This is a genomic window from Tessaracoccus pujii (assembly GCF_054483895.1).
Genome location: NZ_CM137012.1, coordinates 730,658 through 744,491 on the forward strand (window position 1 = coordinate 730,658; position 13,834 = coordinate 744,491).

12 protein-coding genes are annotated in these 13,834 nt (G+C 67.9%); 9 read left to right on the forward strand and 3 right to left on the reverse strand.

The genetic code is table 11. From position 1 onward, the window contains the following. Positions 1-112 precede the first annotated feature (112 nt). The 7 genes from nrdR to ilvD all read left to right on the forward strand — a co-directional run bounded on the left by nrdR (position 113) and on the right by ilvD (position 9,806). Entirely contained in the window at positions 113-628 is a 516-nt protein-coding gene (nrdR, locus tag ACX1D0_RS03560) for a transcriptional regulator NrdR (RefSeq protein ID WP_459019526.1), read from the forward strand. 42 nt (positions 629-670) lie between these two features. Next, positions 671-3,523, forward strand: coding sequence for a vitamin B12-dependent ribonucleotide reductase (locus ACX1D0_RS03565; protein ID WP_459019527.1), 2,853 nt, complete (start codon positions 671-673; stop codon positions 3,521-3,523). Between the two features lie 114 nt (positions 3,524-3,637). Beyond that, a complete protein-coding gene (locus ACX1D0_RS03570; RefSeq protein ID WP_459019528.1) occupies positions 3,638-5,818 on the forward strand; it encodes an amino acid ABC transporter substrate-binding protein/permease in 2,181 nt (726 codons plus the stop codon). Next, positions 5,815-6,564, forward strand: coding sequence for an amino acid ABC transporter ATP-binding protein (locus ACX1D0_RS03575; RefSeq protein WP_459019529.1), 750 nt, complete (start codon positions 5,815-5,817; stop codon positions 6,562-6,564). Before ACX1D0_RS03570 ends, ACX1D0_RS03575 begins: the two co-directional genes overlap by 4 nt. A gap of 28 nt (positions 6,565-6,592) precedes the next feature. Further along, positions 6,593-7,003 (forward strand): pilus assembly protein CpaE, encoded by a 411-nt coding sequence (locus tag ACX1D0_RS03580; RefSeq protein WP_459019530.1) that lies wholly within the window; start codon positions 6,593-6,595, stop codon positions 7,001-7,003. Between the two features lie 89 nt (positions 7,004-7,092). Further along, positions 7,093-7,890 (forward strand): sulfurtransferase, encoded by a 798-nt coding sequence (locus tag ACX1D0_RS03585; protein WP_459019531.1) that lies wholly within the window; start codon positions 7,093-7,095, stop codon positions 7,888-7,890. A gap of 77 nt (positions 7,891-7,967) precedes the next feature. Next, positions 7,968-9,806 (forward strand): dihydroxy-acid dehydratase, encoded by a 1,839-nt coding sequence (gene ilvD / locus ACX1D0_RS03590; RefSeq protein WP_459019532.1) that lies wholly within the window; start codon positions 7,968-7,970, stop codon positions 9,804-9,806. Positions 9,807-9,819: 13 nt separating this feature from the next. Here the strand turns inward: ilvD and ACX1D0_RS03595 are convergent, their stop codons facing one another. From ACX1D0_RS03595 to ACX1D0_RS03605, 3 genes are read right to left on the reverse strand one after another with little or no spacing between them, the layout of a single operon-like run. Continuing rightward, positions 9,820-10,965: a magnesium and cobalt transport protein CorA gene (locus ACX1D0_RS03595; RefSeq protein ID WP_459019533.1), complete on the reverse strand. Its 1,146-nt coding sequence runs from the start codon at positions 10,963-10,965 to the stop codon at positions 9,820-9,822. Between the two features lie 32 nt (positions 10,966-10,997). After that, positions 10,998-11,483 carry a DedA family protein gene (locus ACX1D0_RS03600; protein ID WP_459019534.1) on the reverse strand — a complete coding sequence of 162 codons (486 nt, stop codon included), beginning with the start codon at positions 11,481-11,483 and terminating at the stop codon, positions 10,998-11,000. Positions 11,484-11,525: 42 nt separating this feature from the next. Then, on the reverse strand, positions 11,526-12,431 hold the full coding sequence (locus tag ACX1D0_RS03605) for an AEC family transporter (RefSeq protein WP_459019535.1): 906 nt from the start codon (positions 12,429-12,431) through the stop codon (positions 11,526-11,528). 77 nt (positions 12,432-12,508) lie between these two features. Here ACX1D0_RS03605 and ACX1D0_RS03610 point away from each other — a divergent pair, with 77 nt between their 5' ends. Next, a complete protein-coding gene (locus tag ACX1D0_RS03610) occupies positions 12,509-13,393 on the forward strand; it encodes a T3SS (YopN, CesT) and YbjN peptide-binding chaperone 1 (RefSeq protein ID WP_459019536.1) in 885 nt (294 codons plus the stop codon). 36 nt (positions 13,394-13,429) lie between these two features. After that, positions 13,430-13,834, forward strand: a complete 405-nt coding sequence (locus tag ACX1D0_RS03615) for a pyridoxamine 5'-phosphate oxidase family protein (RefSeq protein WP_459019537.1) — start codon at positions 13,430-13,432, stop codon at positions 13,832-13,834.

A 13,834-nucleotide genomic window follows, 5' to 3' on the forward strand; every position in this document is an offset into this window, starting at 1 on the left:
GCTGTCCCTACATCTAGTAGTTACAGCGGTGTCTTTCCCCCATAAGTTGTGGTCCCGGCCATAGCGTGGCAAGGTTGGCCCTCCGCTGTTCACCAGGGAAGGCCCGCCGGTCATGCACTGCCCGTTCTGCCGCAACGAAGACACCAAGGTGTCTGACTCGCGCGCCACCGAGGACGGGTCCGCCATTCGCCGACGGAGGATGTGCCCTGTCTGCGAACGGAAGTTCACCACCGTCGAGCAGATCGTCCTCACCGTGGTGAAGCGTTCCGGAGTGGTGGAGTCCTTCACCAGGGACAAGGTCATCAAGGGCGTGTCCAAGGCATGCAAGGGTCGTCCCGTCACAGCCGCTCAACTGGCGGCGCTCGCCCAGCGGGTCGAGGAATCATTGAGGGCCTCAGGCCAGGCGGAGATCGCCGCCGAGCAGATCGGTGTGGCCATCCTCGGTCCACTCGAGGAGCTGGATTCGGTCGCCTACCTGCGGTTCGCCAGCGTGTACAAGAACTACGACTCGGTGGACGATTTCCAGCGCGAGATCGATCTGCTCCGGCTCAGCTCCGCCGAGAAGGAGCTCAGCCGTGAGTCCGCGGCCATCGGGGTCGCGTCGGCCCAGCAACCGCTCATCAGCTAGAGCATCAGCACAATAACCAGGAATAGATCGAGGGGAAGAACCATGACCGCGACAGCAGCACGCGCCACGCGAACGAAGGGCGCCGCACAGGGGAAGGGGCTCGTCATCGAGCGCGTCTTCACCAAGCAGGGGGTTCATCCCTACGACGAGGTGGAATGGGATCGCCGTGACGTCATCCAGACCAACTGGAAGACCGGCGTGAACGTCTTCGAGCAGCGTGGCGTCGAGTTCCCGGCGTCGTGGAGCGTCAACGCCTCTACCATCGTCACCACGAAGTACTTCCGCGGCGCGCTCGGCACCCCCCAGCGCGAGGACAGCCTCCGCACCCTGATCGACCGTGTCGTCAAGAGCTACGCGAAGGCCGGCCTGGACTACTCATACTTCGCCTCGGAGCAGGATGCGGAGATTTTCGAGCACGAGCTCACCTGGATGCTGATGAACCAGTTCTTCTCCTTCAACTCCCCGGTCTGGTTCAACGTCGGCACCCCCTCGCCGCAGCAGGTCAGCGCATGCTTCATCCTCAGTGTCGATGACTCGATGGACTCGATCCTCAACTGGTACAAGGAGGAGGGTTTCATCTTCAAGGGCGGCTCGGGTGCCGGCCTCAACCTGTCCCGGATCCGCTCGTCGAAGGAACTCCTGAGCTCCGGCGGCACCGCCTCCGGGCCCGTGTCCTTCATGCGGGGCGCCGATGCGTCCGCCGGCACCATCAAGTCGGGCGGCGCCACCCGTCGCGCGGCCAAGATGGTGGTCCTGGACGTCGACCACCCGGACATCGTGGAATTCGTGGAGACGAAGGCGCGTGAGGAGGACAAGATCCGCGCCCTGCGCGACGCCGGCTTCGACATGGACCTCGGCGGCAAGGACATCACCTCGGTGCAGTACCAGAACGCCAACAACTCGGTGAGAGTCACCGACGAGTTCATGGAGGCGGTGGAGGCGGGCAGCGCGTTCGGCCTGCGCTCGCGCACCGACGGCTCTGTCATCGAGGAGGTGGACGCCAACGAGCTCTTCCGCAAGATCTCCACCGCGGCGTGGGAGTGCGCTGACCCGGGCATCCAGTACCACGACACCATCAACGACTGGCACACCAACCCCGTCACGGGTCCCATCACGGCGTCGAACCCCTGCTCGGAGTACATGAGCCTGGACAACTCCTCGTGCAACCTGGCCTCGCTGAACCTGCTCAAGTTCCTCAAGGCCGACGGCACCTTCGACGCGGAGCTGTTCGTCAAGGCCGTCGAGCTGATCATCACCGCGATGGACATCTCGATCTGTTTCGCGGACTTCCCGACCGAGTCGATCGGCGAGACCACGCGCAACTTCCGCCAGCTGGGCATCGGCTACGCCAACCTCGGCGCGCTGCTCATGGCCATGGGCAAGGGCTACGACACCGAGGGCGGCCGCTCCACCGCGGCGGCCATCACCTCGATCATGACCGGCGCGTCCTACCGCCGCTCCGCTGAACTCGCGGCGATCGTCGGCACCTACAACGGGTACGCCGTCAACGCGGAGGCCCACCAGCGGGTGATGCGCAAGCACCAGGCCGCCAACGACGACCTCCGCGTGCTCCAGGAGGACCGTCCACTCCACACCGTCGCCACCCGCGAGTGGGATCGCGTGGTCACTCTGGGGGCCACGAACGGCTTCCGCAACGCCCAGGCGTCGGTGCTCGCCCCCACCGGCACCATCGGCTTCATGATGGACTGCGACACCACGGGCGTGGAGCCCGACTTCTCCCTGGTGAAGTTCAAGAAGCTCGTCGGCGGCGGATCCATGCAGATCGTCAACCAGACCATCCCGCGCGCGCTGAAGCGGCTCGGGTACAGCTCGGAGGAGATCGACGGCATCGTCGAGTTCATCGGCGTCAATGGGCACGTCATCGGCGCACCCGGCCTGGCCGCGGAACATTACGAGGTCTTCGACACCGCCATGGGCGCCCGCTCCATCAAGCCGATGGGCCACGTCCGGATGATGGCCGCGGTCCAGCCGTTCCTCTCCGGTGCCATCTCCAAGACGGTGAACCTGCCGGAGACCGCCACGGTCGAGGAGATCGAGGACGTCTACCTCCAAGGGTGGAAGCTCGGCCTCAAAGCGCTGGCGGTCTACCGCGACAACTGCAAGGTGGGCCAGCCGCTCTCCGAGGGCAACGGGGAGGCCAAGGAGGAGAAGAAGGCAGAGCCTGAGGTGCGGATCGAGTACCGTCCCAAGCGGCAGCGGCTCCCGAAGTCCCGCGCCTCGCGTACCACCAGTTTCTCCGTCAGCGGCGCTGAGGGCTACATGACCTCCAGCGCCTACGAGGACGGCGGCATCGGTGAGGTGTTCCTCAAGCTGGGCAAGCAGGGATCGACCCTCGCGGGCGTCATGGACGCCTTCTCCATCGCAGTGTCCATCGGCCTGCAGTACGGCGTGCCGCTGGAGAGTTTCGTGCAGAAGTTCACCAACCTGAAGTTCGAGCCCGCGGGCATGACCGATGACCCGGACATCCGGATCGCTCAGTCCTTCATGGACTACATCTTCCGACGCCTTGCACTGGACTACCTGACGTTCGACGATCGGGCCGAACTGGGTATCTACACCGCCTCGGAGCGGGCCCGCTACGTCGAGACCGGCTCCTACCTCTCGGAGGAGGACGAGGCGGCGATGCCGGAGGCGGTATCCCTCCGCAACGACGCCGGCGACAACTTCAAGGTCGACGGGGCCCGTCAGCCCTCGCTGATCGACGCGCCGTCGCCGTCGCACTTCGGCACCGCACAGACCACGGCGGAGTTGATGGAGTCGCTCACGGGCCGTGAGGTCGACGCGCCCCTGTGCATGACCTGCGGCACGAAGATGCGGCCCAGCGGGTCCTGCTACGTGTGCGAGGGGTGCGGCTCCACCAGCGGCTGCAGCTGACCGCACCGGCTGAGCTCCAGATGGGCCAGGCAGACGTTGACGCGTCGGCCTGGCCCATCTGGGATATCGTTCTGCCAGCGTCCAGCGGGGGCGCCCACAGAGAGGACACGAACTGTGAACAGGCTGAAGGTCAAGGCTCGTGTGCATCGGCTCTGGGCCGCCGTCGTGGCGCTCCTGGTGGTCGGCTTCCTGGCGGCACCCGCCGCGCTGGCTGAGCCCACGCCGGACCCGTCGCTGGTGGGCAGGACGTTCGCGATCGCCACGGACACGACGTTCGCGCCGTTCGAGTTCCGTGACACCGGCGGTGAACTGACCGGCATCGACATGGATCTCATCCGTGAAGTCGCCCGGCGAGGTGGGTTCACCGTCGACATCAAGTCCGTGGGCTTCGATGCCGCCCTGCAGTCGCTGCAGTCCGGACAGGTGGCCGGGGTGATCGCCGGCATGACCATCACCGACGTCCGCAAGGAGACGTTCGACTTCTCCGATCCGTACTTCGAATCCGGCATCCAGATGGCTGTCAAGGCTGACTCGGCCATCACGTCGTACGAGGATCTGCGCGGGCAGACCGTCGTGGCCAAGACCGGAGCGGAGGGGCTGAGGTTCGCTGAGTCGATCGCGGACCAGTACGGCTTCGCCGTGAAGGCCCTGCCGCAGGCGGACACGATGTACTCCGAGGTGAACTCCGGTAACGCGGCCGCCGTCTTCGACGACTACCCGGTGCTCGCCTACGGCATCAAGCAGGGCAACGGACTCAAGACTGTCACCGCCAAGGAGCCGGGCGGGTCCTACGGCTTCGCGGTGAGCAAGGGCCAGAATGGCGCTCTGTTGGCTGCGTTCAACGCCCAACTGGCCGCCATGAAGGAGGACGGCAGTTACCAGAAGATCCTCGACAGGTACCTGGACGCCGGGTCGACGGGTGGACAGCCGGTGTCGAGCATCGATCCCGCGGTGGCCGGCAAGACGTACTCGATCGCCACCGACACCACGTTCGCGCCGTTTGAGTTCCGCGACGCCAACGGCGAACTCACCGGCATCGACATCGACCTCATCACCGCCATCGCAGAACGAAAGGGTTTCACGGTCGACATCAAGTCGGTGGGCTTCGACGCGGCGCTCCAGGCCCTACAGTCGAACCAGGTGGCCGGCGTGATCGCCGGGATGTCCATCACCGACAAGCGCAAGGAGATCTTCGACTTCTCCGATCCGTACTTCGATTCCGGCATCCAGATGGCCGTGAAGGACGACTCGCCGATCACGTCGTACGAAGACCTCGATGGGCAGATCGTGGTGGCCAAGACGGGTGCAGAGGGCCTGGCCTTCGCCGAGTCGATCAAGGATCAGTACGGGTTCTCGGTCAAGGCACTGCCTCAGGCGGACACGATGTACTCCGAGGTCAACTCCGGCAACGCCGCAGCGGTCTTCGACGACTATCCGGTCCTCGCCTACGGCATCAAGCAGGGCAACGGACTCAAGGCCGTGACGCCCAAGGAGCCCGGGGGTCAGTACGGTTTCGCCGTCAACAAGGGTCAGAACCCCGAGCTGCTCGCGGCGTTCAACGCGGGCCTGGCCGAGATGAAGGCCGACGGCTCCTACCAGGCGCTGCTCGACACCTATCTCGAGGCCCCCACCGGCGCTGAACGCCAGGGCTTCTTCGACCTCCTGGCGTCGGCCCTCCCGGCGTTGAGCAAGGGCATGGTGATGACCATTGCGGCCACGGCACTCTCGCTGGTGTTCGCGTTGATCCTCGGTCTGGTCCTGGGATTCTTCAAGGTGGGTGGCAACCCCGTCCTCAACGTCATCGCGAGCATCTACGTGGACGTGTTCCGTGGGACCCCGCTGCTGGTGCAGGCGTTCTTCATCTACTTCGGCCTGCCCACGCTGACCGGGGTGAGGCTCGATGTCCTGACCGCCGGCATCCTCACGTTGGCGCTCAATGCCGGCGCCTACATGACCGAGATCGTGCGCGGTGGCATCCAGTCGGTGGACCCGGGCCAGCTCGAGGCCGCCCGGTCGCTGGGTCTGCCGTGGATGAAGTCCATGCAGATGGTGGTGGTTCCGCAGGCCGTGAAGATCATGACGCCGTCGTTCATCAACCAGTTCGTCATCACCTTGAAGGACACCTCTCTGCTGGCCGTTCTCGGTCTCGCCGAGCTCACGTACCAGGGCCAGCAGATCATCGCCAACAACTTCAGGTCCGCTGAAATCTGGCTGATCGTGGGCGCGTTGTACCTCATCGTCATCAAGGCCCTCACCATGCTCTCCAATGCCGTCGACCGGAGGTTCAACAAGTGAGCACGCAACCCAGTGGCCAGACGCTCCTCGAGGTCCAGGACCTGCGCAAGTCGTTCGGGCACCTCGAGGTGCTCAAGGGCCTCGACGTCGCGATCCGCGAGGGGGAGGTGGTCACGGTCATCGGGCCCTCCGGGTCCGGCAAGTCCACCTTCCTGCGCTGCCTCAACAAGCTCGAGGAGCCCACGAGCGGGCGCATCATCTTCGAAGGCCAGGACCTGACGGATCCGAAGACGGACATCGACGTTGTGCGTCAGCGCATCGGGATGGTGTTCCAGCACTTCAACCTGTTTCCCCACATGACCGTTGCCGAGAACATCATGCTGGCCCCGGTGCAGCTGAAGAAGATGTCGCGATCCGAGGCCCGCGACGCTGCCCTCGAGCTCCTCAACCGCGTCCAGCTCGCGGACAAGGTGGACGCCCGGCCCGCCCAGCTGTCCGGCGGCCAGAAGCAGCGCGTGGCGATCGCCCGGGCATTGGCGATGAAGCCCGACGTGATGCTGTTCGACGAGGCCACCAGCGCCCTGGACCCCGAAATGGTGGGTGAGGTGCTGGCCGTCATCAGGACCCTGGCGGGTGAGGGGATGACCATGGTGATCGTCACGCACGAGATGGGATTCGCGCGGGAGGTGTGCGATCGGGTGCTGTTCATGGCCGATGGCACCGTCGTGGAGCAGGGACCGCCCGCCGAGTTGTTCGGTTCACCGCGGGAGGATCGCACGAAGGACTTCCTGAGCAAGATCCTCTAGCGGCTCAGCAGGTGCGAGGAGGCACGAGATGATCTCAGTGACAACCGCGGAGCGGTTGGCCCAGGCCGGTGTGGTGTGGCATCCGGGTGAGGGTGACCGCTTCGTCGTGCGTGCCATGGACCTGGAGGACGAGGTCTTCACCCTCGCCAACATGGTGGTGGAGGCGCGGGATCACCCCACCGGGACGCTGCTGGCGTTCAACGGCACCACCGAATGGGCGCTGGACTCCGTGCCGGCGGAGAAGGCGCTGTGGCTCCCGCGCGAGGAACAGCTGCGCGAGCTGCTCGGCGGCACCTTCCGCTCGCTAGGCAGGTCCCAGACCGGTGAGTTCGCCGTCGTGATCGAGATCCCCAGCCAGCCGGCGCGTTCCTTCATCGCCGAGGATGCGGCCGAGGCCTACGCCGCCGCGCTGCTCGCCCTCATCAGCGCCGCGCGGTAGCCCGGTCCCGGCTCATCGTTTCCCCACGGAAGCCGTGTCAGGCTCAACCCCCCTCCCCAGCCAGGACAGCGGCGGCATAGGCTGGTGACGTGATTCCTCCGGTGGTTGACCAGACCTGGCTCGCGGCGCATCCCGACGCGGTCGTCGCGGACGTGCGGCACTACCTCGACGGGCGATCCGGCGCCGACGCCTATGCGGCCGGTCACCTTCCCGGCGCGGTGTTCGTGCCGATGGACGACGTCCTGGCCGACCCACCGTCGCCCGCCCGCGGCCGGCACCCACTGCCTGATCACGACACCTTCGCCGAGGGTATGAGCCACCTCGGCATCGGTGAGCGCGACACCGTCGTGGCCTACGACGACGCAGGAGGCGCCATGGCCGGGCGCCTCGTGTGGTTGCTGCGCATCCTCGGCCGGGACGCGGCCCTTCTCGACGGCGGGATCCAGGCCTGGGACGGTGAGCTCACCACAGAGGTGCGGCGCCGGCCCCGTGCCGAGTTCCCGCCCGCCTCCTGGCCCGACGCCGCGCTCGCCGACATCGAAGAGGCGGCAGCGGGCGAGTTCGTGATCGACGCCCGCAGCGAGGAGCGCTTCCGCGGCGAGAACGAGCCGATCGACCCCAAGGCCGGCCATATCCCGGGAGCGCGCAACTATCCGCTGCCAGGCAATCTCACCGAGGACGGGCGGTTCAGGACGCCGGAGGCGCTGCGGGAGCGGTTCGCGGGGGTCGACGACGCCTCGCGCGTCATCTCCTACTGCGGGTCCGGGATCACCGCCTGCCACAACCTGATCGCCCTCGAGTACGCCGGGCTCGGGCGGGGTCGGTTGTATCCCGGGTCCTGGTCGCAATACAGCCACACCTCCAGACCCGTCGCGACGGGGGAGTAGGGCTCGGACGGCCACGGGCGAGGAGACGGCCGGCGGGTATCCTGGCCGGGTACGTCGCTAGCCCTTGGAGGTTCCCCATGCCGGCACTCCGGTCCCGCACCACCACCCACGGCCGAAACATGGCGGGCGCCCGCGCCCTCTGGCGCGCCACGGGCATCACGGACTCGGACTGGGGCAAGCCGATCATCGCCGTGGCCAACTCGTTCACGCAGTTCGTGCCCGGCCACGTGCATCTCCGTGACATGGGCAAGCTCGTCTCCGAGTCCATCGCCGAGGCCGGCGGCATCGGCCGCGAGTTCAACACCATCGCCGTGGACGACGGCATCGCGATGGGTCACGGCGGCATGCTCTACTCGCTGCCCAGCCGTGAGCTGATCGCCGACTCGGTGGAATACATGGTCAACGCGCACTGCGCGGATGCGCTGGTGTGCATCTCCAACTGCGACAAGATCACCCCCGGCATGTTCCTGGCCGCCCTCCGGCTGAACATCCCGGCCGTCTTCGTCTCCGGCGGACCCATGGAGGCCGGCAAGGCGGTGGTGAAGGAGGGCGGGGTCGTGACCTCGCTGGACCTGGTCGACGCCATGGTCTCGGCGGTGGATCCATCCGTCACCGACGACGAGCTGGGCCGGATCGAGGCCAACGCGTGCCCCACGTGCGGCTCCTGCTCGGGCATGTTCACCGCCAACTCCATGAACTGTCTCCTCGAGGCGGTGGGGCTGGCGCTCCCGGGCAACGGCTCGACGCTGGCCACGGCGTCGGCCCGCAAGGGCCTGTTCCAGGAGGCCGGCCGGCTCGTCGTCGAGCTGTGCCGCCGCTGGTACGACGAGGAGGACGCGTCCGTCCTCCCGCTCTCCATCGCGACCAAGGCAGCGTTCTCCAACGCCATGAAGCTCGACGTGGCGATGGGCGGCTCGACCAACACCGTCCTCCACCTGCTCGCCGCCGCCCAGGAGGCCGGCGTGGACTTCACCATGGACGACATCGACGCCATCTCCCGCATCACCCCGTGCCTGGCCAAGGTGGCGCCCAACTCCCCGAAGTACTACATGGAGGACGTTCACCGGGCCGGAGGCGTCCCCGCGATCCTCGGTGAGCTGTACCGCGGCGGCAAGCTCGACGACGCCGTCTCGACCGTCCACTCCCGCACGATGCAGGAGTGGCTCGACGACTGGGACATCCGCAGCGGCAAGGCCCGCCCAGAGGCCGTCGAGCTGTTCCACGCCGCTCCCGGCGGCGTTCGCACCACCGAAGCCTTCTCGTCGACCAACCGCTGGGACACGCTTGACACCGATGCCGAGGGCGGCTGCATCCGCTCCGTGGAGCACCCGTACACCCTCGACGGTGGCCTCGCCGTGCTCAGCGGCAACCTCGCGCCCGACGGCGCCATCGTCAAGACCGCCGGCGTGCCGGAGGCCCAGTGGGAGTTCACTGGGCGTGCCGTGGTCACGGAGTCGCAGGACGACGCGGTGGAGGCCATCCTCGGCAAGCGGATCCAGCCCGGCGACATCGTCGTGGTGCGCTACGAGGGCCCCAAGGGCGGCCCCGGCATGCAGGAGATGCTGTACCCCACCTCCTACCTCAAGGCGCTGGGCCTCGGCCCGCAGTGCGCACTGATCACCGACGGACGCTTCTCGGGCGGCTCCTCGGGGCTGTCCATCGGGCACGTGTCGCCGGAGGCTGCCTCCGGCGGCGCGATCGGGCTCATCGAGGACGGGGACACCATCACCATCTCCATCCCCAACCGCTCCCTGACGCTCAACGTGGACGACGACACCCTCGCGGCTCGGCGCGCCGCGCGGGACGCCGCCGGGTGGGCGCCGAAGAACCGCGTGCGCGAGGTGTCGACCGCCCTGAAGATCTTCGGGATGCTGGCGCAGTCCGCGGACAAGGGCGCGGCCCGCAAGCTGTCCTGAGGGTTCGGGAGGGCTACAGCCAGCCCTTGAGCTTGAACACTGTGTACATCCCCACCCCGGTGACCAGCATCAGCACAAGGGCGAAGGGGTAGCCCCACACCCAGTCGAGTTCGGGCATGTAGGCGAAATTCATGCCGTAGGTGCCCGTGACCAGACTGGGCACGAACAGGACGCCGGCCCACGCGGCGATCCGCCGGGTCTCCTCCGCCTGCTTCAAGCTGGAGGCGGTCATGTTGCTGATCTCCTCGTTCTGTCGCTGCGCCTGGAGCGAGATGTTGAGGTCCAGGGTGCCCTTGAGCGTCTCGCGGAGGATGTCGACCCGCTCGATCATGGCGATGGCGTGGTCCTCGATGTCGCGCAGCTCCTGGCGGCGGCGCTCCCCGGCGGAGGCGAACACCCGGTCACCCCGCACTCCCTCGATGATCTGTTTGAGGGGCCGCACGGCCCGCTGGAAGTCGATCACCTCGCGGGAGAGCTGATAGATGCGCCGCGACACCCGGGAACTCCCGGTGAACACCTGCGTCTCGATCTCGTCGATGTCGTTCTCGATGCCCATCGCGACGGGGGTGTAGTCGTCGACGATGCCGTCGAGCAGCCGCAGCAGGACCACGCTGGGCCCCTTCGCCAGAACCGTCGGCGTTGACTCCAGCTGCTGCCGCACGCGGGTGAGGTCCGGGGTCTCCGAGTGGCGCACGGTCACCACGAACCTGTCGCCGACGAAGGCGTGCACCTCGCCGAAGTCCACCGTCTCGCTGCGATCGACGTAGTGGGCGGCGCGCAGCACGAGGAACAGCACGTCCTCGTATCGCTCGAACTTGGGCCGCTGGTGGGCGGTGATCGTGTCCTCGACGGCGAGGGGACTGAGCCGGAACTCCTCGGCCAGGAGGGCCATGTCCGAGTGCCTCGGGCGGTACAGCCCGATCCAGGCGAAGCCGTCCGGCTGCTGGTCGAGGAGCCGGAAGGCCTCCTCGAACGTCTCCGGGGTGGCGACCCGCCTGCCGTCGGCGTAGATGCCCGCGTCCACGATGGAGGTGACACGAGCAGGGACGGTGCTCGGTGTGGGGGCAGGTTCCGTGGAGGGAGCCTCGGCGGAGGCGGGCAGTGTGGGCTTGAGCCGCAGCGAACGCAGCAGCCGGTCTGCGCGGCGCTGATCCGCCATGGGTGCCTCCTTGGGCAGGTACGGGCGGCAGCCTACTCCGCGGGGACGGGTTCCGGTGACGGATCGCGGCGGGCGACGGCCCAGAGGATGCCCGCCGCGGCCAGCGCCAGGAGGGCGACGGTGAGAAGCGGCGAACGGTCCCACAGGGCGAGCACCGCGACCCACCCGATGAACCCCACAGTGCCGTACATGAAGGCCCACATGAGGCAGCCGACGGCCACGGCCGGAAGGTAGCGGCGTAGCGGCATCCGCGCCACTCCCGCAGCCAGATTCACCATGGTCTGGATCCCGATGGTGAGGAACGAGAGCGAGACCGCCGGCGCGCCCCATCTGGTCAGCCAACGCGCTCCGGTGGCGTAGTGCCGCGATGCCAGAAGCCGCTCCCACCGGGTGCGACGGGCACCCGCGGCCAGCGCCCGCCCGAGCCAGTAGGCGCCGTTGGCGCGCAGCATGACGATGACGAACAGTGCCGACACCACGACAACGAACGGCGCGTCCCAGGAAGTGGGATCGAACATGGCGCTCCAAGGTGCTGCGGGCGGGCCGCCAGCTTAGCGGCTTCAGTGCAGCAGCGCCCCGGCCGCGACGATGACGGGGACGCTCAGCAGCGTGGACCACAGCGTCGTCGCCTGCACCAGGCGGAGCCCCACCTGATAGCGGACGGAGTGCACGAACACCACCTGCGCCGTCGGCAGCGCGGCCAGCACGACGGCGGCGCGCAGCGGGGTGCCGGTGAGGCCGATCGCGAGGGCGATGAGTAGCGCCAGCGCCGGCACGACGAACGACTTCGTCACGATCGCCGCCACGATGCGCCGCGACAATCGGCGGGGCAGGGGGCTGGAGTGCAGCGACATGCCGAACGCCAGGAGCATCGCGGGGATCGCGAGGTCTGCCAGGAGGGTGAGTGGCGCCCACAGCGCCGTCGGGGCCTGCCAGCCGCTGAGGTTGACCGCCAGGCCGATGAGGCCGCCGATGACGAGCGGGTGGGTGGCGAAGCTGCGCACGACAGAGCGTCCGCGCCCCGCCGTCGACGACTCCAGGACCGCGACGGCGCTCGGCTGCAGGATCAGCACCTGCAGCAGCATCGCCGGGGCCGCCCAGGCGGCGTCGCCCAGGACGAAGGCCGCGATGGGCATCCCGAGATTGCCGGCGTTGACGTAGCTCGTGGCCAGGTAGCCGATGGCGGCCTCGGCGCGGCCCGTCCGCCACCGCCGGGCCATGAGCAGCGCGAACGTCGACCCGGCCAGCACGCAGGCCCCACCGAAGGCCACGACGTGCCAGCCGACGAGCAGCCGCACGTCCGCGCCGGCGACCGCCACCAGGACCAGCGCGGGCTGGCCGACGTAGAAGGCCACGTCGCCCAGCGCACGCTGCGCCGACCGGCCCACCAGCCGCGCGCGGGCGAGGACGAAGCCGACGGCCACCACCAGACCGATCGTGCTGAACCCCTCGAGCGCCTCCCACATGCCGCCCAGCCTAGGGTTTGCGGGGTGGCCTGCAGCCCAGCGGGGTTTGCTAGGTTGATCCGCGAGGAGGTACTCCAGTGGCCGACTACCGCGATTTCGACTTCGACGCCACCCAGCGGCATGCCTGGGAGGAGTTCACCCTCCGCCTGGGCGAGGTGCTGTCCGTCATGGACGGGACAGAGGACCTCACCATCTCCGTGGCTGATCCGGACGCCGCGGCGCTGCGTCCCGGCCTCAGGTTTTCCATGGTGGCGCCGCTGGTGGTGGCGGGCTACGTGCTGGGTTCCGACGCCGGGCAGCCCACTCCCGAGGAGGCGGAGGCGCTGCGGGGCCTCGGGTGGACCGAGGGCGACGGGGTGCTGCGCTTCCACGCCGAGGTGGACCAGGAGGCGTCGTCGACGCTGGCCGAACTCGCCACCAGCACCCTGACGGGCGTCTTCGGGGTCCTGCACCCCGTATTCCTCCATCCGGATCAGCTGGCCGAGATCCTGCAGGGAGAGGCGCCGTGGGCGCCACTGACGCCGCGGAAGCTCTCGCGCGAGGAGACCGCCGTCATGCCTGGCTCCCGCGCCGAGCTGGACTCGCTGGTCGACGACGAACTGCGCCGGCTGTACCGCCACCCCACGCTGCGCAACGAGCTGGGCGACGTCGCCATCCGCGTGGGCTCCACGATGGTGTTCCTGCGGTCCACCCCGGACGGCGCCGAGTTGGTGCTGTTCTCGGCCCTGGTGCACGACGTCATCGGCAGGTCCCGCGCCTGCGAGGTGCTTAACGACCTCAACGTGGAATCGCGATATGGCCGGTTCGCCCTCCACCGCGACCGCGTCTTCGTGCAGTTGTCGGTGGCGGCGCAGCCGTTCGTGCCGGCGCACCTGCACCAGGCACTGTTCGCGCTCAGCCAGATCGCCGACGGCATCGACGACGAGCTCGCCACCAAGCTCGGCGGCCGCACCACGTTCTGACCTCCCCGGACGCCGCGCGAGCACTACAGTGGAGGCATGACCACCGAGCCTCAGCCCGTGACCTATTTCTCTCGGCTCGACGCCGACGAATGCTGGGCGCTCCTCACCGAGGCCGTCGTGGGACGCGTCGCGTGGATGGCCCCGGACGGCATCGCCGTCGTGCCGGTCAACTTCCGTGTGGTGGACGGCGCCATCGTGTTCCACACGTCCCCGCAGTCGTTCCTCGCGGGGCTCACCCAGCGCACCGATGTCGCGTTCCAGGTGGACGAGATCGATCAGGAGACCGCCACAGGTTGGTCCGTGCTCGTGCGCGGGATCAGCGGCCCGGCGGATGCGGACGTGGCCAGCAGCAGCTGGCTCGAAGGCAACAGGCCGGTGGGGCTGGCCGTGACCGCGAGCACCATCGCCGGGCGCGTCGTTTCCGGCGTCATCCAACAGTGA